Genomic DNA, 22072 nt, shown 5'->3' with positions numbered 1-22072 from the left:
CACGCTAACCGATCACGGGCCGGGAGTCCGCCTCCCTCCCCGAGGGCACCCGCGCGGACTCCATGCCGAGGCCGCGTCTGATCGCGGTCTCGACCGGCGAGTAGCCGCCGTCGGCCCGCTCCAGTTCGTACGGCGCCGCGGGCAGGAGCGGCGGCTGGGCCATGAAACGCGGACGGCTGCCGTGGTGCGGCTGGGCGGCGTGCACGAGGAACGGGTGGCAGAGGTAGACGTCGCCGGGGGAGCCGGTGGCGAGGGCGAGCGGGCGGTGTTCCGTGGCCGCCGCGATCTGCTCGGAGACCGCCAGGATCGAGGCGCCGGCCTCGCCGTACGGGGCGAGGACCGCGGGCACGTCCAGGTGGGAGCCGACGCGGATCCGGGTCGGCGCGTTCTCCTCGTCCACCTCGGTGAACAGGAACAGCATGAGCAGCGCGCGGTCGCGGGAGCGGACGTTGGCGAAGTACCACTGCTCGCCGGGGACTTCGTAGCTGCCTTCGATGTGCCAGCCCGCGTCGTCCGGCTCGTCCGGGTGCGGGAAGCGCAGCGGGAAGGAGCCGAGGGAGTACCGCGGTGACCAGCGTCCGGCGCCGACAAGACGGTCGAACGCGGCGTGCAGGACGGGGGTGTTGGCGGCCTCGGCGAACGGCGGCTGGGCCATGCCGCCCACCCAGCGCACCGGTTGTGTCCAGGTCGCGGGGTCGGCGGGGTCGCAGCCGGTCTCCTTCCACAGGAGATCGGCGCAGGCGCGGGCGGTCGGGGCGGGTACCGCGCCCTCGATCCTCACGAAGCCGTCCCTGAGGAAGGCCCGCTCCCACGCGTCGTCGGCGTGGCTGTCCGTGGCGTCGTCCATCCCCCGATCATCACGTCGCGCGATGTGCGACGGCCACCGGATTTTCTCCGGGTGCGGGTGCGGGTGCGGGTGCGGGTGCGGGCTCGTGCCCGGTCCGGGTCCGGGTCCCGGCCGGCTCAGACCTCGCCGGGCACCGTGCTCCGGATCTGCCGCAGGAAGGCGTTGTTGTCCGGGGTCTGCCGGATCTTGTCCAGCAGGACTTCGAGGCCGGACTGGGTGCCGCGCCCTTGCAGGACCCGGCGCAGGCCGCGTACGACCGCCAGTTCGGGGCCGGGCAGCAGCAGTTCCTCGCGGCGGGTGCCGGAGATGCCGACGTCCACGGCCGGGAAGATCCGCCGCTCGGCGAGGGAGCGGTCCAGGTGCAGCTCCATGTTGCCGGTGCTCTTCAGCTCTTCGTAGTAGTAGTCGTCGGCGCGCGACCCGGTGTCCACCAGCGCGGTGGCCAGGATGGTCAGCGATCCGCCCTCCTCGGCGAGCCGGGCGGCGCCGAAGAACTGCTTGGGGCCGATCAGCGCGGCGGCGTCCACACCGCCGGTCAGCGTGCGGCCGCCGGTGGAGGCGGCCGAGTTGTGCGCCCGGCACAGCCGGGTCAGCGAGTCGAGCAGGACCACCACGTCCTGGCCCTGTTCCACCAGCCGCTTCGCCCGCTCGACGGCGAGTTCCGCGACCGCGATGTGCTGCTTGGCCGGACGGTCGAAGGTCGAGGCGATCACCTCGCCGCGCACGGTTCTGCGCATCTCGGTGACCTCCTCCGGGCGTTCGTCCAGCAGCACCACCATCAGGTGGCACTCGGGGTGGTTCTCGGCGACGGCCGTCGCGATGCTCTGGAGCAGCATCGTCTTTCCGGCCTTGGGCGGGGCCACGAGCAGGCCGCGCTGCCCCTTGCCGACCGGGGTCACCAGGTCCATCACCCGTCCGGCGAGCGCGCCGGTGCCGGTCAGCGCCGGGCTCTCCAGCCGCAGCCGCTGCCGGGGGTGAAGGGGCGTCAGGTCCCTGAAGTGCGGTCGCCCGCGCAGGTGTTCGGCCGGGACGCCGTTGACCAGGTCGACGCCGCCCAGCGTGCCGGGCTTTCCGCCGAGGGTGCCCTCGACGAGGTCGCCGTTCCTGAGTCCGGCCTGCCGGATCTGGGCCTGTGGTACGTGTACGTCGTCGGGTGTCGGCAGCAGCCCGGCGGATCGGAGGCGGCCCTGGCCGCCGTGGATGTCGAGTACGCCCGCCACCCGAACCGGCGTTTCCTGCCGGACGGGAGGGCGTTCAAGGATGTCAGTCATGGGAGTCGTCCTTTCTCGGACGAGAGGAAAGTCGTGTGCGCGGCAGGTCGCCGTGCGAGTACGGGGTGCGGCGGGTCTGGCGTGTGATGCGTCAAACGGGCATGCCGGAAAGGGATTTCGGCGCGAGCGGGCACAACACGCTCCACGTACCGCGGAGATCACCACAGGGCCGTCGTGCGACCGTCAGGTGATTCGAGAACTCCGTGGGGACCGGGACCAGAGCCATGGGGCCTGGGGCGCGTCACCGCGAGGAGCTGTCATTCAGAACGAGCACCGGCGCCGCAAGAAGGGGCGCAGACATGTGCTGCACACAGACCATAACACGGCGGGGTCGGCGGATGTTCCCGAACCCGTATCCGGGGCGGGAACCCGCCGCTCAGTCGACCGCGATCCCGTGCTCCCCGACCAGCGCCACCAGCCCGCCCGAGCCCGCGTAGCCCTTGCCGCCCGCCACGAAGCGCCAGTCGGCGCCCGTACCGCTCCTGCGGAAGGAGCCGAGCACCAGCGCCGTCTCGCCGGGCCTGCCGTCGGAGACCTCGAGGCGGTCGGCCTCGGCTCCGCTGGGGTCGGTGAGCCTGATCCGGGCGTCGGTGAATCCGGTCAGGTCGGCGTCCGGATCGGCCTCCGGGTCGACGGCGGCGACCAGCACCACCCGGTCCGCGCGGGCGGGCAGCCGGTCGAAGCTCACCCAGATCGCGGCCTTGTCCCCGCCGAGCGCGGGCATCATCCGCACACTGCCGTCGGGCGTGCGCGGATTGTTGAAGAAGACGAAGTGGTCGTCGTCGAGCACCCGGCCGCCCCGGCACACCAGCGCGCAGACGTCGAGCCGCACACCGCCCGCCCACCACATGCCGAGCACGCTCGCCTCGGAGTCGGCGTCCGCGTCGGCGTCGATACCGGGCAGCACCGTCGAGACCAGCGTCGGGGTGCGCTCGACGGTGCCGGGAGCGGGGCCCAGACGGCCGCCGAGCCCGTTGCTGTGCAGCAGGTCCACCAGGTCCGGGCCCGACACCAGCGTCAGCGGCTTGCCGTTGGCGAAGGCGTGCGAGGTCGGCCCGAAACCGGAGGTGGTGATCAGCACGCCCTTGTTGGCGCCGACGCTCTGCACCGTGCCGAACAGGTCGCGTACGGCGCTCGGCGAGACCGTGTTGCGGTAGCGCTTGACCTGCACCACGATCTTGCCGCCGCGTATCGGGTCCGGGTCCAGCGCGTCCACGTCCACACCGCCGTCGCCGGAGCGCACCGTCGTGACCGCGTTCATCCCCATCGCCCGGAACAGCCGCGCGACCAGCTCCTCGAACTCCAGCGGGTCCATGGCCAGCAGGTCGGGCTCCTCCTCGCCGCCGTGCGAGACCATCGTGCGGCCCGCCTCGCCCGGCAGCCGGATGGGCTCGACGGCCGCGCGCTTGTCCGGGCGGGGGGAGAGCCGGCCGTCCAGCGCCTCGGTGAAGCAGTCGACCGCGTTGACCCGGTCGAGGTTGACCGCCGCGAAGGCGGCGTCCGACACCAGCGCGGACGCAACGACGGTCTTCGTACGGTGGCCGGTGGCCGGGTCGGTGTCGTCCACGAAGCCGTTGAGCACCACGGAGTCCAGGACGTCGTGCGCGTCGGCGCCGAACAGCTCGCGCAGCACGAGCAGCAGGCACTGGGCCAGGACGTCCCGGTAGGCGGCGCGGCGCTCGGCGACCGGGCGCGCCACCTCCTTGTCCCGGTCGGCGCCTGGCATGTACCGCACCAGCGACGCCTCGGGCACCACGGAGAAGGCAGGCAGCTCCCAGTCGAGCACGAGCTGCCGGTCGGCCCGGTCGTAGGACGCCGAGACCTGCCGGGGCAGGCCGTGCGGCCACGCGGCGGAGGCGTAGAGGGCCGCCGTCAGATAGTCCTCGACCGCCTCGGGGTCCCCGTCGCGCAGCGCGGCGACGGATGTCTCGACCTCGGCGTTCTGCCGCCGGATCTCCGCCAGCCGCTGATCGGCCCACTGCCGGTACTGCCGCTGGTAGTCGGCGAGTTGGCGCTGCCGCAACGCCTCGGTGGCCTGCGCGGCCCGCAGGTCGTTCTCGTACAGCGTGCGGGCCCGCTCGCGCTCGTGCCGTGCCGCGCCCCAACCGCCGCCCTGCCGGGGCGTGTACGCGTTCGGGTCGGGCATCGGGATCGGCTCGGCGAGCCGTCCGGGGGCGAACGGCTCGACCACCTCGGGCGTCAGCAGTGCCGCGGGGGTGAAGACGGGCGCCGCGCAGCCGGCCGCCAACAGGCCCTGGAGCTCGGCGAACCGGCGCTCCAGGTCGTCGGTCCGCTGCCGCGCGTCGGCCTCCCGGCTCGCGCGGTACGCGGCCTGCTGCTCACGGCTGCGCCGGGAGGCGGCCCGCTCCGCCGCGCGCTGCTGCCGCTCGGTCTCCCGCCGCGCCTGCAACCAGGCGCGCTGCTGGGCCTCTTGCTGCCGCTGGCGCTGCCGCTGGACCTCGGCCCAGGTGGATACGGGACCGGAAGTACGGCGGCTCATGCGGGTACGGCTCCCTCTCGGCGCGGCGCTGCGGACACCGTGCGTGCCCCCTGCCCGGCAACTGAGAGTACGCCCCTGGCCAGCGCGTCGTCACCGCTTCCGGACCACAGCGTGGCCCGAGTCGGCGCCCTTCGCTCAGCGCGCCTTCGCCGCGGACCGGCGGCGCAGCACGACCACCGAGCCCGCCGCGCCCAGCGCCAGCGCGCCGCCCACGTACCAGGTGGTCGGCGACGACGACGCGGCGTCCGCGGTGCTGGGCGCCTGCGGCGCGGGGGCGGGCTTCGGCTCCTGCCGCGCGGGCTCCTGGGCGGGCTGCCGCGCGGGCCGCTCGGCCTCCTGTGAGGCGTGCGCGGAATCGTCGTGGTACGCGGTCGTCGCCGTGTTCAGCGTGCCGACCGACGAGGTGCGGCCCGCGGCCGAGAAGCCCCAGTCCAGCAGCGCGCCCGCCTCGTGGTAGACCGCCTGCGGCAGCCCGGACTGCGGATTCATCACGGTCGCGATCAGCGTGCGGTCCCCGCGCTTGGCGGCGGCGACCAGGGTGTTGCCCGCGTTGGTGGTGTAGCCGTTCTTCACACCGATCACGCCGGGGTAGCGCTTGACGCCGTCCGCGCCGGTGAGCAGCCGGTTGGTGTTCTGGATGCCGAACGACTTCACGTACTTGCCGTGCGCGTCGTAGCCGCCGGGGAACTGCGCCCACCGGGTGGAGGCGTACGTCGCGAAGTCCGGCATGGCCAGGCCCGCGCGGGCGATGACGGCCAGGTCGTAGGCCGAGGAGACCTGGCCCGGCATGTCGTAGCCGTCGGGGGAGACCACATGGGTGTCGTCCGCGCCCAGCATCTCGGCCTTGGCCTGCATCTGGCTGACGGTCAGCGGCACCGAGCCGTTCATGTGCGCCAGGACGTGCACGGCGTCGTTGCCCGAGCTGAGGAAGACACCGCGCCACAGGTCGGCGACGGTGTACGTCTGCCGGGCCTGGATACCGACCAGGCTGCTGCCCGCGCCGATCCCCGTGAGGTCGGAGTCGGTGACGCGGTGGGTGGCGTCGCCGGGGAAGCGCGGCAGCACGGTGACCGCGAACAGCGTCTTCAGGGTGCTGGCGGGCGGCAGCCTGCGGTGCGGGTCCTTGGCGGCCAGCACCTGGCCGGTGCGCGCGTCGGAGACCGTCCACGACAGCGCGGACAGCCCGGACGGCAGCCGCGGCGACCCGGCGTGCGGCTGCACCAGCACCCCGTGCCCGGCGAGCAGCGGACCACCGGCGACCACCGTCGCGGCGCCGGGGCCCGACGAGCCGCGCCCGCCGTCCGCGGGAAGGGCCGCCGCGGCGGCGGTCGCGGCGGCGGACACGGTGGCCAGCGCGGTCGCGGCGGCGAGGCAGCAGCCGACGGCCAGACACCTGGCGGCGGCCACCGAGGCCGCGACGGCGGGGGCGGCGGTCTTACGAGGACGGTCGTGGCGGCACGACGAGGCGCGGAAGACGTTCATGCCGTCACCGTAGGAACGCCGTGGCCGGGTCGGCGCGGCGACGTGACCCATAAGGATGAGACACCGCCGCCACCGGCGTGACGCCCGGGGGCCGACCGGCTGACGGCCGCTCACCGGTCGGCGACCGAATCCGACGTGCCGTCACATCCCCGGTCCCCGAAGCCCGCTGATCACCCGTCGGACAGCGCCGCGAGCCCCGCCTCGATCGCGGCCTCGTCCAGCGGCGTGGGCGTGGCCTTCATGACGGCCGCCGACACCGGGTCCACCACGCCGCCGAGACCGCGGTCGAGCGCGGCCTTCAGATAGCGGACGGCGTCCAGCACGTTCCCCGCGGCGCTCGGCGAGTCGTCGACCTCCATCCGCAGGTCGATCTCCAGCGGTGTGCCGCCGAAGCCCTCCGCCTCGACCCGGATGAAGGCCACCTTCCGGTCGGCGAGGAACGGGATGAAGTCGGCGCCCACGTGCGACGGCGCCGCCTCGTCCGAACCCCCGTACATCCCCTGCGTCTTGGTGGCCTTCTTGCTCGCCATCCGCTCCGCGTCCTGCATGTTCAGGAAGTCCATGTTCCCGCCGCCGAGCAGTTGGTACGTGCTCCGCAGCCGTACGCCGTTGCGCGCGAGCACGTCCACCAGTGCGCGGTGCACGAGCGTCGCGCCGAACTGGCTCTTCAGGTCGTCACCGGCCAGCGGCAGCCCCGCCTCGGCGAACCGGCCCGCCCACCGCGGGGAGCGGGCGATCACCGACGGGATGCAGTTGAGGAAGGCGCACCCGGCGCGCAGCGCGGCCCGCGCGTACAGCTCGGACGCGGCCTGGCTGCCGACCGGCAGGAAATTCACCAGGACGTGGGTGCCGCTGTCCCGCAGCCGCCGCGCGATGTCGTCGACGGTGGCCGTACCGCGCGCGTCGACCTGGTCGGCGGCGCTGCGCCCGACGCCGTCGCTCAGCGCGCCCTCGGTCACCTCCACGCCGAGGTGCGGCACCTTCGCGAAGGCCCGCGCGTTGTTCGGCGGCGCCCAGATCGCCTCGGACAGGTCGCGGCCGGTCTTGGCCGTGTGGACGTCGAAGGCGGCGGTGAACCGCACGTCGGAGACGGCGTAGCCCGCGCACACCGGGTGGGTCAGGCCCGCCGGGCCCGCTTCCGGGCCGTCGCCGCTCCCGGCCGCGGACGCGTAGAACTCCACGCCCTGGACCAGGGAGGAGGCGCAGTTCCCCACGCCTATGACGCCGACGTTGACGGTCCTCATGCGCGCTCCGGGTCGAGAGGTTCGGTGCGGGGTTCGATGTGGACGAGGAAGTCGGCGAAGCCGTGGACGCCGGGGCGGGCGTCGACCGCGGTCAGCGCCGCGCGCAGGGCGCGCAGGTGGCCCACGTCCATCTGGAGCGGCGGCTCGTCCGGCTGGTGGGTGGTGCCGCGCGGGTAGTCGTCGCCGGGCGTGGTGGTCATCTCGATGTGACAGCCGAGCAGATGGGTGACCGGGTGCCGCTCGCAGAAGGCCAGCAGCCGGTCCACGGTCGCGGTGTAGGCGGCCGGGTCGCGGACGTAGAGATGACCGGGGTAGAGGGTGTCGCCGGTGAACAGGATTCCGGTGCGCCGGTCGTGGAAGACGGTGGCGGCGGCCTCGTGCCCGGGGCCCGGCAGCACGTCGAGGACCCGGCCGCCGAGGTCGAACGTGGCGGCGCCCCGCGGCCAGTCCCGCAGCCCGTAGAAGGCGGTCACCGCGTCGAGATCCGGACCGACCACGACGGTACGGGGCCGGTCGGCGAACTGGGCGTCGCCCGCGATGTGGTCGCCGTGGCCGTGGGTGTGCGCCACCACCAGCTCGTACGCGTCCGGCTCGGTGCCCGGCTGGAGGGCCAGCCACGCCTCGATCGCCGCGTCCACGGTGCGGCGCAGCGGGAAGTGGCGGGCGTCGGCGGTGGCGCCGGTGTCCAACAGCAGGGCGCGCTCGGTGCCGAGGAGCAGGAAGAGGAAGGGCGCCTCGAAGTGCACCGACATGTTCTGCCGCAGGATCAGGGTGTGTTCGTCGTACGCGTGCACCTGGATCTCCGGCGCCGGGTCGTGCTTGGCCGACGGCCACCCCGCGTGCCAGCGGACATCGAGGTCGCCGGAGACCGGTTCGATGATCTGTTCGCTCACCCGGTGACCCTAACCCGGCGCTCTCACGCGGCGGCCGGATCTCCCGAGGTGATCGCGGCCAGCAGCCGGTAGGACTCCAGCAGCTCCGCGCGGTCGTACGTACTGGTCGTGACGAGGAATTCGTCGGCCGCGCTGCGCTCCAGCAGCGACTCCAGCGCCTTCGTGACGTCCTCGGGCGTGCCGTGCAGATGCCCGGCCATCGCCTCCTCGAAGCGTTCGCGCTCCGGACCCGTCATCGTGCGCGCGGCCGTCGACTCGTACGGCGCGAGGGCCGGAAAGACGCCGTGGGTGCGGGACCAGGCCGTCGACCACGCCTCCGGGACCAGCAGCCTGCGGGCCCGCTCGCCGCTGTCGGCGACCGCGACGGTGCCGGACAGCACGACATAGGGGGCGGCCGACCACGCGGAGGGGCGGAAGGCGGCGCGGTAGCGGTCCACCGCGCGCAGCATCGCGTCCTCGCCGCGCACACCGCCGATCACCAGCGGCAGGCCGTGCGCGGCGGCCAGGTCCGCGCCGCTGCCGACGGCCAGCAGGAACACCGGCGGACGCAGCCCCTCGGCGGGCCAGGCGTGCACCTGCGGGTGGACCCGCTGGGTGCCGGTGAAGTACCCGAGCAGTTCGTCGATCTGCGCGTCGAACGCGCCCGCGGCCTCCTTGCCGCGGCCCAGTGCCTTGCGGATGCCGTCGGTGAAGCCCACCGACCGCCCCAGACCCATGTCGATCCGGCCCGGGAACAGCGCCTCCAGGACCCCGAACTGCTCGGCCACGACCAGAGGTTGGTGATTGGGCAGCATCACGCCGCCGGTGCCGACCCTGATCCGCGAGGTGGCCGCCGCGACCGCCGCCGCGAGCACCGTCGGCGCGGAACCGGCCACGCCGGGCACGCTGTGGTGCTCGGAGACCCAGAAGCGGTGGTAGCCGAGCGCTTCGACCTCGCGCGCGAACGCCACGGTGTCGCGCAGCGCCTGAGCGCCGTCCTGGCCCTCCCTCGTGCGGGAGCGGTCAAGGACGGAGAACGGGGTGTCGCGCAGCGGAGAACTCACGTTCATTCCAACGCGTACCGGACTCCGTCATTCCCGAACCGCCCGAAACCGAACACTTGTCGTCACCCCTTGTGGCCGAGTGTGTACGGGCCCTATCTTTGGCCCGCCCGGCAATTCGGGCGTACGGCAGCCCAGGCCCCACGGGCCGGTCCTGGAGAGGACTCGTGCTATGCCCTTACGCGGACGTCACCGCCGATACCGCCCCAGCCGCGTATCGCAGGCATCCCTCACCGTCACCGCGGGTGGCGCCGGTCTCGCCCTGCCGCTGATCGGGCTGAGCAGCGCCCACGCGGCCGCCGAGAGCACCTGGGACAAGGTCGCCAACTGCGAGTCCTCGGGCAACTGGCAGATCAACACGGGCAACGGGTACTACGGCGGGCTCCAGTTCGCCTCCAGCACCTGGAAGTCCTTCGGCGGCACGGCCTACGCGCCGCGCGCCGACCTCGCCACGAAGAACCAGCAGATAGCCGTGGCCGAGAAGGTACTGCACAGCCAGGGCCCCGGCGCCTGGCCGGTCTGCTCGGTACGCGCCGGGCTGACCCGTACCGCCGCCACCGCCTCCCACAAGGTCGAGGTGCCCGCCGCGAAGGTGCGGACCGCGTCCGACCAGGCGCGCAGGACGCCCGCGAAGGCCCCCGTCAGGAGCGAGACCAAGAGCACCGCGAAGGCCCGGACCAGTTCCCCGGCCAAGGCGCCCGCGGAGAAGACCACGCCGAAGACCGCGCAGCCCAAGTCGGCCCCGGGCAAGGACCGTTACACGGTGAGGTCGGGCGACACGCTGTCCGGCATCGCCGACGACCACCATGTGGCGGGCGGCTGGCCCCGGCTCTACGCCGACAACCGCTCGGTGGTCGGCGACGACCCCGACCTGATCCTCCCCGGCCAGCGGCTCGACCTGCGGACCCCGGTGGCGCACCCGCAGCACACGACGCAGCGCGAGCCGCACACCACGACCCGTCCCAAGGCGCAGCCGAAGCCGACGCCCAAGGCCGCCCCGAAGGCCACGCCCAAGAAGTCGGTGGCCCCCGCGGGCACCCGCACGCTGGACCGTACGACGAAGCCCGCCGCGGCCCCGACCCACACCGCGTACACCCTGCCGGTCAGCGGCGCGCCGATCGGCACGCCGTACCACGCCTCCGGCTCCAGTTGGGCCAGCGGCTACCACACAGGGGTGGACTTCCTGGTCGGCACCGGCACCAGCGTGAAGTCGGTGGCCGCGGGCACCGTGGTGACGGCGGGCTGGGGCGGCAGTTACGGCTACCAGATCGTCATCCGGCACGCGGACGGCGACTACAGCCAGTACGCGCACCTGTCACAGATCTCGGTCAAGGTCGGACAGAAGGTCACCTCCGGCCAGCGGATAGCCCGTTCGGGCTCGACCGGCAACGTCACAGGACCGCACCTGCACTTCGAGATGCGGACGGGACCCGAATACGGCGACGACATCGACCCGCTGCACTACCTGCGGGCTCACGGCGTCTCGATCTGATCGGACGGGCCGGGTCCGCCCGGCCCGCTCCGGCCGACGAACGTCGTGAGCGGCGGCAGCGCCGCGCCGAGCCAGCAACCGGCGAAGAGCCAGCCGCCGACGACATCCGTCGGCCAGTGCACGCCCAGATACACGCGGGTGCAGCCGACGGCCAGCGCGACGAGCGCGCACAGCGCGGTGAGCAACCGCCCCGTGCGGCCCGGCCGCCAGCGCAGCAGCCCCCAGGCCAGCAGCCCGGCGGCCATCGCGCTGGACGCGGTGTGCCCGGAGGGGAAGGAGTAGCCGGAGGCGTGCGTCGCCCAGTCCGCCGCGGGCGGCCTGGCCCGGTGCAGCGCCATGACCAGCAGCGTGCGTACCGCCTGGCCCGCGAGCAGCACGGCCAGCGCGAGCAGCGCCATGGGCACACCGCGTGAGGTCCGCAGCGCGCCGCGTCCCACACCGCCGCCGCCCGCCAGCCAGCCGCCCAGCACGGCGGCGAGATACGGGAACGGGCCGGTGCCGAGGTCGGTGACGGTACGGGCCACGGTCACCATGGCGTGCGGCCGGTGCTCCACCGACCAGCGGTGCGGCCCGGTGTCCACCGCGTACGGCGTGCCATGCCTGGCCAGCACCACCCAGGCGAGCACCGCGAAGGCGGCGGCGAAGGCGGCCGGGAGCAGTACGCGGCGCCATGGCGCGCGGGCGGTCACCGGGGGAGCGGCCCTTCTCGCTCGGTACGCGAAAGGCCCGCCCGGCCGCGGGCGTCAGCTTCGTCTACAGGCACGTAGACATACTGTACGCGGCGGCCGGGCGGGCTTCCCCTCGGCGCGATGGATCGGACCGTGTTCCGCGGGTGTGTGCCTCGGGCCCTACGGCCGCGCGGCGGGCGTGATCTGCGGTGTCTTCAGCGGGTCGGTGACCGCGACCGGCTCCAGGACGGCGTCCAGCTTCGCCAGCAGACCCGCGTCCAGGGTCACGCCGGCAGCCTTCACGTTCTCCGCGACCTGCTCGGGGCGGGACGCGCCGACGATCGCGGCCGAGACGTTCGGGTTCTGGAGCACCCAGGCGACCGCGAGCTGAGCCATCGTCAGACCGGCGTCGGCGGCCAGCGCGTGGAGCTGCTGCACCCGCCCCAGCACCTCGTCGTTCATCCAGCGGTCGATCATGTTCGCGCCGCCCTTGGCGTCGGTGGCGCGCGAACCGGCGGGCGGCTGCTGCCCCGGCACGTACTTGCCGGTCAGCACACCCTGCGCGATCGGCGAGAACACGATCTGACCGATGCCCAACTCCTCGCAGGCGGGCACCACTTCGGCCTCGATGACGCGCCAGAGCGCGGAGTACTGCGGCTGGTTGGAGACCAGCGGGATGCGCAGCTCGCGGGCGAGGGCGTGCCCGCGGCGGATCTGGTCGGCCGTCCACTCCGAGACGCCGATGTAGTGCGCCTTGCCGGAGTGCACGACGTCGGCGAACGCCTCCATCGTCTCCTCCAGCGGCGTGAACCGGTCGAACCGGTGCGCCTGGTAGAGGTCGACGTAGTCCGTCTGGAGCCGTCGCAGCGAGCCGTCGATCGACTCCATGATGTGCTTGCGGGACAGACCCCGGTCGTTGCGTCCGGGACCGGTCGGCCAGAAGACCTTGGTGAGGATCTCCAGACCCTCCCGGCGCTCGCCCTTCAGCGCCCGGCCGAGCACCGACTCCGCGCGGGTCTGCGCGTACGTGTCCGCGGTGTCGAAGGTCGTGATCCCCGTGTCCAGCGCCGCCCGCACACACGCGGTCGCCGCGTCCTCCTCCACCTGGGAGCCGTGGGTGAGCCAGTTTCCGTAGGCGATTTCGCTGATGATCAGGCCGCTGCGGCCAAGGTGACGGTATTCCATGGGACCGACTCTAGATCGCCCGCCCGTACCGCCGCGACCGGCACGAATGCCCCGCCCCGGGGGCCCTGAGCTACGGGGCCGCCGGGGCGGGGAGTCGGTGCGGTCACCGGATCAGGAGGCGTAGGCCTCCAGCTCGGAGAGCTGGCCCGCCGGCCAGCCGGTGTTCCCGGTGAAGGTGAGCCGCAGGTAGCGGGTGGTGGTCGGGGTCAGGGTGACGGTCGCGGTGTCGGTACCCAGGGTGAAGGTGTAGCCCGCGGACGCCTTGAGCGTGCTGTACGTGTTGTTGTCGGTGGAGCCGAGGACGCTCAGCGTCTCGGTCCTGGTGCCCCAGTTGGTCGGCAGCTTCAGCACCAGCCGGCCGACGGTCTTGGCGGAGCCGAGGTCGACCGTCAGGGACTGCGGGAAGGCGCTGTTGGCGCTCTCCCAGTAGGAGTTGACGTTGCCGTCCACCGCGTTGGCCGCGACGTAGATGTCGGAGTGACCGGTGTCGGTGGCCGTACGGCCCTGCGCCAGGTTCGGGTTGGCGGGCGGGGTCGTGGGAGGCGTGGTGGGAGGAGTCGTCGGCGGGGTCGTCGGCGGGGTGGTCGGGGGAGTCGTGGGCGGCGTGGTCGGCGTGCCGTCGGCCGCGTAGACCTCGAACTCCGAGATCTGGCCCGCGGTCCAGCCGGTGTTGCCGGTGATGTTCAGCCGGACGTACCGCGCGGTGGCCGCGTTGAAGGTCAGCGTGGCCGTGTTGCCCGACGACGGGTTGAAGGAGACGCCGCCGGAAGCCTTCAGCGTGCTCCAGGAGCTGTTGTCCGTCGAACCCAGCACCGACAGGGTCTCGGTACGGGTCGCCCAGTCCGCCGACGGCGGAAGCTTGAGCGTGACCTTGCCGATCGACTTGGCCGCGCCGAGGTCGACGGTCAGCGTCTGCGGGAAGGCGTTGCTGTTGCTCTCCCAGTACGAGGACGCGTTGCCGTCGACGGCGTTGGCCGCCGAGTAGCTCTGCACCGCGGACGAGGCGGTCGCGGGGTGGCCCTGCGCCAGGTTGCCGTTGGCCGGAGTCGTCGGCGGGGTCGTCGGGGGAGTGGTGGGCGGAGTGGTCGGGGGCGTGGTCGGCGGGGTGGTGGGAGGCGTGGTCGTACCGCCGCCACCGCCGGTCGGCACGCCGCCGTTGGTCCAGATCGGGGTCGGCCAGGTGCCGGTGCAGGTCTGCCCGGTGATACCGGAGTTGCCGCCGCCGTCGATGATGTTCAGGCCGGTGCCGACGCAGTTGTGGATCGGGGTGGCGGACTGGGCGATGTTCTTCGCCTTGACGTTGATGAACGTCATGTCGGCCGGTGCCTGCGCCTGGATCGCGTAGGTGCCCGCGCCGTCGATGTTGACGTTCTTGAACGTGACGCCCGTGACGCCGCTCTCGATCGACTGGATCGCCTCGTAGGAGCTGTCGAGGATGTCCGTGTCGGTGATCTGGATGTTGGCGTCGACCTTGCCCTGAAGGCCGTCGAACCAGATGGCGCCGACGCCGAACTGCCAGTTGAAGTCGCTGTTACCGGTTCTGATCAGCGTGTTGCGCGCCGCCGTGATGGTGCCCGCGACCGCGGTGCCGGAACCGGCGTTGACCCCCGGGTAGCGGTTGGCGATGTGCAGGCCGCCGCCGTTGGAGATGGTGTCGGCCATCACGTTGTCGGAGATGTTGAAGTCCTTGCCGCCGTACGTGACGATGTTGTTCGCCAGGATCGGCAGCACGACCGTGTTGTGGTCGAAGCTGTCGTTGACGTTCGGCACGTTCTCCGGCCAGCCCGCCAGACCGTCGTCACCGGTGTTGCGCACAAAGGTGTTGGTGACCGTGGAGTTGGTGACGCCGATGTGGAAGTTCACACCGTCGGCCGTCGTGTCCAGGATGCGGCTGTTCTTGATGGTGAAGTGGTCCATCGGACCGTCCATCCACGCACCGCACTTGACGTGCTGCAACCACAGGTTGTCGACGGTGGAGTTGGACATCGCGCCACCGAGGCCGTTGACCTGGTCGTTGTCCTCGCGCTCGCGGATGTCGCCGATGATGGCGAAGTCCTTGAGGTTGACGTTGGTGCTCGGCCCGCCCTGGTTGGTGTACTTGCCGTAAATACCGGCCGCGTTGGAGCGGTTCACCGGGTCACGGCCGCCGAGCACGCTGTACCAGGGGCCGGCGCCGACGAGGGTGACCTTGTCGACGATGACGTGGCTGTACAGCGTGAAGTTGCCCTGCGGGATGTATACGGTCTTGCCCTGCGCCTTGCCCGCGTCCACGGCCGCCTGGAACTTGGCGGTGGAGTCCGTGGCACCCGTCGGGTCGGCGCCGAAGTCCGTCACCACGTCGAGCGCGCCCGCGGGCTTGGCGATCGGGGCCGCGACCGTCTCGAAGTCCGCCAGGTCGATGGTGAACGTCGGGGACTGCGCCGTGGACGTCACCTGCACGCGGATCTTGGTCCCGGCCGGGTACGTGGTCCCGAACATCGTCCGCGACTCGTCGTAGAAGTGGTGCGGGTTGGTGTCGCCCGGGTTGTTGTTGAACGGGTAACCGCCGTAGTACCAACTGTACTTCGAGGTCACCGGCAGGGTCTTGATCGAGGTCCCGTTGGCCTGCACGTCCAGCGTGGCGTCCCTGCCCTTGCCGTCCGCGGTGTCCGGGAGGCTGTAGCGCAGCGACATCGCGTTCGCGGGCGCCGTCAGCGTGAACTCCACGTACTGTCCGGCGGCGCTCAGGGTGACGGCCTGACGGCCCGACGCCTCGGACGGCAGGTGGCCGTAATAGCGGTCGGGGCCGATCAGCGCGCCGTTGGTGTTGGCGTACTCGGCCTCGAGCTCCTTGAACGGCACGTTCGCGCCGCGGCCCGATATGCCGACGGGTGAAGGGGCGGGTACGCCTGCCGCGTGGGCGGCGGGGGCGTTCGCCAAGGTCACGGCGGTCAGCGCGGCTGCCGCGGCCACGGCGAACGACAGCACCGCGGCGGCGCCGCGCTGTCTGACTCTGCGGCTTCTTTGAGGACTCAACTCATGGCTCTGCAATGAGTGCGACACAGGCACACGTCCTTGCGCGTCGAGGGGGGTGAGGGGGTGGAACTAGGGGGGAACACCCGGCCAGGCGTGGAGAGACTACGAGGCGGGTCGCAGTAAGTCCATGAGTCTGCGCAAAAATGCGATGGCTCCTCGCAATATTCACGACACCTGACCGTCATAGACGGCTCCAAAATCCGATAATTCCCGATGCTCCACACATCCGAGGCCGTCACGCCCGGCGGCCGGCGTCACCGGCTCTCCGTCCGCCGGAGCCGTCTGCTCCCCGTCCGCTCTCCGTCCGCCGGAGCCGCCGGCTCCCCGGCCGTCTGACGGAGGCTCACCCGTTGATGGAGTCCGGGCGGCGGCTGTGCCTATGATGGGCGTGATGACGAACTCCTTCTCGTACGGAATGGGGGAATCGTTCGACCAGGGTGAGTGCTGATGGCACCTCACCTCACGGACGAGATTCCCGCCCACGTGTTGATGTGGCGCCGCGTACGCGAGTACGCCGTGCCACCGTCCATGATCGAGACCGCCACCGCGCGGCGCGCCGTCGGCGACTGGGCCGGGGCGTGCGCCGCGGCCCGGGTCGACGCGGATCTCGATCTGCGAGCCGTGCGCACGCGGCACGGCACCGAACTGGCCGCCCGACTCCGGGCGGATCTACGCCGGTTGGCACCCGATCTGCTGCGCTGGCACATGCCGAGGATCGCGCCGGACGGCCGCTTGCGGCCCGGTGTGACCATCCTCCTCGCGCGGTACGGCGCTTCGGCCGGTCCGCCGGTCGACCTGGTCGTACGGACACCGCCGGCCAGCGCCGACGCGGGGCAGCGGATGGCGCTGGCGCTGTGGCAGGAGCCGGGGCACGGCGCCGCCGGAATCCACCCGCACCCGTATCCCGAGCGGCGCTTCCGGCTCGACCTGCACCGGCATCTCTGGGACGCCGGGCGGAGCGGCGAACTGGCGCGGCGCTGCGGCGCGGACGAGGGTCCGTGGGCGTCGGGGCGGTGGGCCGCGGAGGCCGAACTGCTGCTGCGGGCCGAAGGCCGCCCGCGCGGCGCCTTCGCCGTACGGCTGGGCGCGCGCGACCGCGCCGCGTTCGAACTCGTCGCCCCCGACGACAGCCATGCCCCGACCTGCCGGCCGCTGCGCGAACCGCTGCGACCGCACGACATCGCGGCGCTGCCCGTACTGCCGGAAGCGGCGGCCCGCGTCCTGCCGGACCTGGAACTGCTACGGGCCGGGCTGATCACGGCCGACCGGCTGCACCCGCTGGTCGCCGCGGCGCTGGCGTCGTACGACACCGCCCAGGCCGCAGGTCACGGCCCCGAGCCCGGTGATCCGCACCGGGTGGAGTGCCGCGGCGAGATCCACCGGATCGCGCCGCGGGACGGGGTGCTGACGGCGGTCGACCACGACCCGGCCGAACTGCGCCGCGAGGACCTGCTGGTGGCCCTCGGCGGACCGGCGCTGCCCTGCCTGCGGGCGATCGACGCCGTGCACCGCGACCCCGAGGCACTGCCCGCGGTACGGGAACGGCTGCGCCACGGCGACATGGCCGGGGCGCTGGCCGTCGTCGAAGGACTGCTCGGGCCGCGCGCGGTACTCCGCGACGGGCCGCTCCGCGAGGAGTTGGAGCGGGCCGCCGTCCGCCGCGTCGACCACGGCGTCTTCCGCGCGGGACTCGTCGCGGAACACCCCGCCTCGGCGCAGCGCCGTCCGCGCCTCGTCCGCCATACGCCGCGGCACATTCGCGCCAAGCGCAGCAGCCGGGCCAGGCCCCGCACCGGAACGGCCCGCTGACCCTCCGCCACCTGATTACCAGTCAGGTCCTTTACCTGCACGGCGCGTTGAGCGCCGCCCTGCCGCACAAACCCTTCGGAGCGGGCCGTCCCGTTCCCCTGACCAACCCCAGGTGATGCCCATGACGTCCAGCACCCTCCTGCCCACGACCGCCTTCACGACCGCTCCCACGACCGCCTTGACCTCTGCCTCCGCCCCCGTGAGCGACCCCCAACTCGCCGTCGCCGACAACCTTCTGACGCTCCTTCGGACCAGCACCACGGAACCGCGCCCCGACGAACAGCTCGAAGCGCTCGCCCTGGCCGTCGCGGCCGACCTGCCCGTACTGCTGTGGGGGGAGCCCGGCATCGGGAAGACCGCGGCGCTGACCCAGCTCGCCGCCTCCCTCGACCTGCCGCTGACGACCGTGATCGCCAGCGTCCACGAGCCGACCGACTTCTCCGGGCTGCCCGTCCTGGGCGACGACCCCGCGGTACGCGGTGTGCCGATGGCGCCGCCCCAGTGGGCCGTGGAACTGGTCCGGGCCGGGCGCGGACTGCTCTTCCTCGACGAACTGTCCACGGCCACACCGGCCGTTCAGGCGGCGCTGCTCCGGGTCGTGCTGGAGCGCCGGGTCGGCGCCCTGCAACTGCCGCCCGGCGTACGGATCGTGGCCGCCGCCAACCCGCGCGCGTCCGCGGCCGACGGATGGGAGCTGAGCCCGCCGCTGGCCAACCGCTTCGTCCATCTGTTCTGGGTGCACGACCGTGAGGTGGTGGTACGCGGCCTCGGCGGCGTCTGGCCGCGCCCGGAACTGCCGAGGCTCGTACCGGAGTCGCTGCCCGAGGCCGTGGCTCTCGCGCGGCGCGCCGTCTGCGGCTTCCTCGAAGCCAGGCCGACGCTGATCCACCGGCTGCCGAGTACGGAGACGCGGCGCGGCGGCGCGTGGCCCTCGCCCCGGAGCTGGGAGGCCGCGCTGACCTTGCTGGCGTTCGGTACGGCGGCCTCCGCGTCCCGCGAGGTGCTGGCCCTGCTGGTGCGGGGCGCGGTGGGGGACGGGCCGGGACTTGAACTCCTCGCCCACCTGGACCGGATGGACCTGCCCGACCCCGAGGCGCTGATGGCCGACCCGCCGACCGCGGAACTGCCCGAGCGCGGCGACCTGCGGCAGGCGGCGCTGGAGGCCGTGGTGGCCGCGGTCGGCGCGCGGCCGGAGCGGGCGCGGTGGGAGGCGGGCTGGGCAGTGCTGGTCAGGGCGCTGGAGTCCGGCGCCCCCGACCTGCTGGTCGCCCCGGCCACCGCGCTGGCCGGACTGCGGCGCGACGACTGGGAGGTGCCCGCGGCGGTGGAGCGGCTGGTCTCGGTCATCGGCCTCGCCCGCCGCGCCGACCAGTCGGTGGCGCGGGTCGCGGACGCCGAGGCGGCCCGGACGAAGAGGACGGGCCGATGAAGGACACGGCGAAGCGACGGATGACGGACACCGCCAAGGAGCCCGTGGCGGTCACCGCGAAGGAGCCGGTGGCGGTCACCGGGAAACGGCCGGTCACCGCGCGACCGCGCCCGATGCCTCCGCCCGCGCCGCCGCGCCCGGTACGGCCTCTCGCGCCGAGGCGGCAGCGCCCCGCCGACCAGCCGTACGCCCCCGGACTGCCCCTCGACACCGAGAAGTTGATGGCGGCCCGGCTCCACGCGGTCAAGGTCCGCCCCTACCTCGCCAGCGCCCTCTTCGCCCTGCACGTGGTGGAGGACCGGTCGGTGCCGACGATGGCGGTCGACGCGTACTGGCGCTGCTACGTCTCGCCCGGTTTCGTCGCGCGCACCCCGACGGAGGAACTGGCCGGTGTCTGGGTGCACGAGGTCTCCCACCTGCTCAGGGACCACCACGCGCGGGGCGAGCGGTACGCCAGGGAGCACGAAGAGCCCGGTCCGGGAAGGCGGCAGGGGGCGGGAATGCCCCCGTCCGAGGGCCGGGAGAGGCTGCGGCGCAACATCGCCGCCGACTTCGAGATCAACGACGACATCTACGGGGACGGTCTGCCCCGGCCCGCCGGGGCCGTGCTGCCGTCGCTGCTGCGGCTGCCCGACGGCCTGCTGATGGAGGAGTATCTGCGGACGGCGTCGATGTCCGGGCTCGTCGGGGACCTGGCCTGGCTGGACTGCGGCAGCGGCGCCGACGGGCAGGCCAGGTCGTGGGAGCTGGGACCGGACGGGGCGCACGCCCTGAGCAGGCAGCAGCGGGACGCGGTCCGCTTCCGGGTCGCCGAGGGGATCAAGGGGCGGCCGGGGGAGGCGCCCGAGGGCTGGCGCAGATGGGCCGAGGAGGCGTTCCATGCCCCGCAGCCGTGGCGGCAGTTGCTCGGCGCCGCGGTCCGCTCGGCGGCGGGCGCGCCGGGCGCGGGCGAGAACCACAGCTACCGGCGTCCCTCACGGCGCTCGGCCGCCGTCCCCGGAGTGCTGCTGCCGAGCCTGCGTCGTACACCGCCGCGGGTCTGCGTCGTCATCGACACGTCCGGCTCCGTGAGCGACGCCGAACTGGGCGCCGCGCTGCTGGAGGTGGCCGCGATCTCGCGGGCGGTGGGCGGGCGGCGCGACCTGGTCTCGGTGATCTCCTGCGACGTCGCCGCCGGTGTGGCCGTACCGATCTGCCGCGCCGAGGGCATCGAGCTGATCGGCGGCGGCGGTACGGATCTGCGCTCCGGCTTCGCCCGCGCCCTGCGCTCCCGGCCCCGCCCGGACGTCGTCGTCGCCCTGACGGACGGTCAGACACCGTGGCCGTCCGAGCAGCCGCCCTGCCGTACCGTCGTCGGCCTCTTCCCCCGCCCCTCGCGCGCCGTGCGCGAGGACGACGCCGAGTACGTCCCGGACTCCCCGCCGTCCTGGGCGCGTGTGGTCACCATCGGCTGAGCGGCACCTCAGCGGCGGGGCGCCGACCGCCGGGGGGAGGTGAGAAGGAAGGGGCGGGCGGCGCGGTCGCGGTGCCGGGTGGACTGCCAGCCGCGGGCGTCGAGGAGCGCCGCGCACCGGCCGAGGTGGCCGGCGGCCTCCTCCGGGGCGGCAGCGCCCCGCCAGGACACCTCGACGGCGCCGTCCTGCGCGGAAGGCGTGACCGTATAACCGTCAGGGGCGGGCGGACAGCCCGCCGCTTCGAGGGCCAACGCCACGGCGTGCACGAGCCGTTCGCGCTCCCACGGCGCGGGCACGTCGGTCACGCCGTCGAGGAGCACCGCCCGGATTCCCAGCAGGCCCTCCCACGCGGCGGCCACCTCGGCCGCGCGGGCGGGACCGCGGCCGGGCGTCACCGTCCCCGTACCGTCGTCGGCCGTGAAGGTGCCGACGGGGACCGCGGGCGGCTCCGCGGCGGCTTCCGCCTCCCGCGCCGCCTCCCGTGCCGCTTCGGCCGCCGCCAGCGCGGCGCGCTGCCGCAGACCCTCCTGGGACAGGTAGTAGGCGGGGTGGCCGCTGCGGCCGTGCGGCACCGCGAGACCCGCCGCCACCAGCGCCGCGCAGACGTCGGCGCGCGCCGAGAGCCGGCCGGTCGACGGATCGGAGCCGGCGACCGCCTTCCGCTGAGCGGGGGTCAGTGCCTTGGCCACGCGACCTGCCTCCTTCCGCCTGACGTGCCCGTGCTGTCTCCCGCACGGTACCGCCCGCGGCCGACACTCCCCGCGCGCCGCGACCAGCGGGCCCCGGACCGGCGCCCGGTGATCGAATCCCCTGGAATTGCAGGTGAATTGATACGGGCTCCGTAATGGTGGGGGGCGGTCGCCGGGCGGAATTCCGCCGGGTGTAGGGTCCCGGTCCCCGTAGTTATGGCGGACGGGGGCGTCGCCAGGGAGTCGGAGAACACAGCGAAATTCAGGGAGGATTCATGCAAATGACGCGCCAGAGCCGCAGGCGCTCCGGTGTCATAGCGGGCGCCGGAATGGCGGCGCTCATCGGGTCGGCCGTACTGGCCGCGCCCGCATCGGCACACACCCCCAACTGGTCGGTGGACTGCGACTCGGTCTCGGTCCACCTCACCGCCTACAACGCCCGGGTCACCAACTCGGTGACCGTCTCCGTGGACGGCGGCGCCGTGCTCGCGAGCAATGAGTCGTTCGGCGGCAGCTACGACTTCACGGGTGCGCTGCCCGACCACAGCACCGCGATCAAGGTGCACCTGGTCGTGAAGGCGGGCGACGGCAAGCAGTACGGCAGGGACGAGTACAAGACGTCCGAGCCGTGCGAGAAGCCGCCGACCACGCCGCCGCCCACCACGCCCGAGACGCCGCCGCCCACCGCGCCGCCGACCACCCCGGCGTCCGAGACGCCCACCGCGCCGCCGACCACTCCCGAGACGACCGCGACCTCGAACGCCCCGGTCGTGCAGGCCAGCACCTCCCCGGCCTCCGGCGACCTGGCCGAGACCGGAAGCTCCAGCTCGACGCCGATGATCGCGGGCATCGCCGCGGCCGTCGTCGCCGCGGGCGCGGGCCTGCTCGTCTTCAACCGCAGGCGCGGCGCGGCACACCGCTGATCCGCCGCACCACCGGCCGCCCGTCCCACGGGCGGCGTCCCGGGGGGGGGGGGGGGGGGGGGGGGGGGGGGGGGGGGGGGGAGGGGGAGGGGGGGAGGGGGGGGAGGGGGGGGGGGGGCGAGGGGGGGCTC

Annotated in this window: 16 protein-coding genes; 5 read left to right on the top strand and 11 right to left on the bottom strand. The window is 73.3% G+C overall.

Translation table 11 applies throughout. The annotated features are described in order from the left end of the window. Positions 1-4: 4 nt before the first annotated feature. The 7 genes from ACZ37P_RS19455 to ACZ37P_RS19425 form a co-directional block, all read right to left on the bottom strand. The gene (locus ACZ37P_RS19455) at positions 5-847 is read right to left on the bottom strand and encodes a phytanoyl-CoA dioxygenase family protein (RefSeq protein ID WP_467347653.1); all 843 of its coding nucleotides are present in this window, start codon (positions 845-847) and stop codon (positions 5-7) included. A 116-nt stretch (positions 848-963) separates the two neighbouring features. Beyond that, positions 964-2118 (bottom strand): transcription termination factor Rho, encoded by a 1155-nt coding sequence (rho, locus tag ACZ37P_RS19450; protein ID WP_355347174.1) that lies wholly within the window; start codon positions 2116-2118, stop codon positions 964-966. Between the two features lie 376 nt (positions 2119-2494). After that, a complete protein-coding gene (locus ACZ37P_RS19445; RefSeq protein WP_401307250.1) occupies positions 2495-4618 on the bottom strand; it encodes a restriction endonuclease in 2124 nt (707 codons plus the stop codon). 135 nt (positions 4619-4753) lie between these two features. Continuing rightward, the gene (locus ACZ37P_RS19440; RefSeq protein WP_402712534.1) at positions 4754-6100 is read right to left on the bottom strand and encodes a D-alanyl-D-alanine carboxypeptidase family protein; all 1347 of its coding nucleotides are present in this window, start codon (positions 6098-6100) and stop codon (positions 4754-4756) included. Between the two features lie 170 nt (positions 6101-6270). Next, the gene (locus tag ACZ37P_RS19435; RefSeq protein ID WP_467347649.1) at positions 6271-7344 is read right to left on the bottom strand and encodes an inositol-3-phosphate synthase; all 1074 of its coding nucleotides are present in this window, start codon (positions 7342-7344) and stop codon (positions 6271-6273) included. Further along, a complete protein-coding gene (locus ACZ37P_RS19430; RefSeq protein ID WP_467347648.1) occupies positions 7341-8237 on the bottom strand; it encodes an MBL fold metallo-hydrolase in 897 nt (298 codons plus the stop codon). The genes ACZ37P_RS19435 and ACZ37P_RS19430 overlap by 4 nt, the downstream gene beginning before the upstream one ends. A 23-nt stretch (positions 8238-8260) precedes the next feature. Next, positions 8261-9286 carry an LLM class flavin-dependent oxidoreductase gene (locus ACZ37P_RS19425; RefSeq protein WP_467347646.1) on the bottom strand — a complete coding sequence of 342 codons (1026 nt, stop codon included), beginning with the start codon at positions 9284-9286 and terminating at the stop codon, positions 8261-8263. 163 nt (positions 9287-9449) lie between these two features. Between ACZ37P_RS19425 and ACZ37P_RS19420 the strand changes: the two genes are divergently transcribed. Further along, positions 9450-10769, top strand: a complete 1320-nt coding sequence (locus ACZ37P_RS19420) for a transglycosylase family protein (RefSeq protein WP_467347645.1) — start codon at positions 9450-9452, stop codon at positions 10767-10769. On the opposite strand, the gene ACZ37P_RS19415 is transcribed toward ACZ37P_RS19420, so the two are convergent. The 3 genes from ACZ37P_RS19415 to ACZ37P_RS19405 all read right to left on the bottom strand — a co-directional run bounded on the left by ACZ37P_RS19415 (position 10751) and on the right by ACZ37P_RS19405 (position 15664). Next, positions 10751-11458: a phosphatase PAP2 family protein gene (locus ACZ37P_RS19415; protein ID WP_467347643.1), complete on the bottom strand. Its 708-nt coding sequence runs from the start codon at positions 11456-11458 to the stop codon at positions 10751-10753. The two genes, ACZ37P_RS19420 and ACZ37P_RS19415, sit on opposite strands and share 19 nt — an antisense overlap. Positions 11459-11617: 159 nt before the next feature. Next, the gene (locus tag ACZ37P_RS19410; RefSeq protein ID WP_355347198.1) at positions 11618-12622 is read right to left on the bottom strand and encodes an aldo/keto reductase family protein; all 1005 of its coding nucleotides are present in this window, start codon (positions 12620-12622) and stop codon (positions 11618-11620) included. 111 nt (positions 12623-12733) lie between these two features. After that, entirely contained in the window at positions 12734-15664 is a 2931-nt protein-coding gene (locus ACZ37P_RS19405) for a galactose-binding domain-containing protein (protein ID WP_467347641.1), read from the bottom strand. 420 nt (positions 15665-16084) lie between these two features. Between ACZ37P_RS19405 and ACZ37P_RS19400 the strand changes: the two genes are divergently transcribed. The 3 genes from ACZ37P_RS19400 to ACZ37P_RS19390 all read left to right on the top strand — a co-directional run bounded on the left by ACZ37P_RS19400 (position 16085) and on the right by ACZ37P_RS19390 (position 20329). After that, positions 16085-17446: a hypothetical protein gene (locus ACZ37P_RS19400; RefSeq protein WP_467347639.1), complete on the top strand. Its 1362-nt coding sequence runs from the start codon at positions 16085-16087 to the stop codon at positions 17444-17446. 121 nt (positions 17447-17567) lie between these two features. Further along, complete coding sequence (locus tag ACZ37P_RS19395) at positions 17568-18875, top strand: AAA family ATPase (protein ID WP_467347637.1); 1308 nt, start codon at positions 17568-17570, stop codon at positions 18873-18875. A 221-nt stretch (positions 18876-19096) separates the two neighbouring features. Then, positions 19097-20329, top strand: coding sequence for a vWA domain-containing protein (locus ACZ37P_RS19390; RefSeq protein ID WP_467347701.1), 1233 nt, complete (start codon positions 19097-19099; stop codon positions 20327-20329). An 8-nt stretch (positions 20330-20337) separates the two neighbouring features. Here ACZ37P_RS19390 and ACZ37P_RS19385 read toward each other — a convergent pair whose 3' ends face one another. After that, positions 20338-21018: a hypothetical protein gene (locus tag ACZ37P_RS19385; protein ID WP_467347636.1), complete on the bottom strand. Its 681-nt coding sequence runs from the start codon at positions 21016-21018 to the stop codon at positions 20338-20340. Between the two features lie 281 nt (positions 21019-21299). Here ACZ37P_RS19385 and ACZ37P_RS19380 point away from each other — a divergent pair, with 281 nt between their 5' ends. After that, positions 21300-21941: an LAETG motif-containing sortase-dependent surface protein gene (locus ACZ37P_RS19380; protein WP_355347210.1), complete on the top strand. Its 642-nt coding sequence runs from the start codon at positions 21300-21302 to the stop codon at positions 21939-21941. Positions 21942-22072: the final 131 nt, after the last annotated feature.

It is taken from the genome of Streptomyces sp. NPDC024632, from assembly GCF_055559175.1.
The sequence above is the reverse complement of the archived record's forward strand: the minus strand, read 5'-3'. Positions and strand labels throughout refer to the sequence as shown.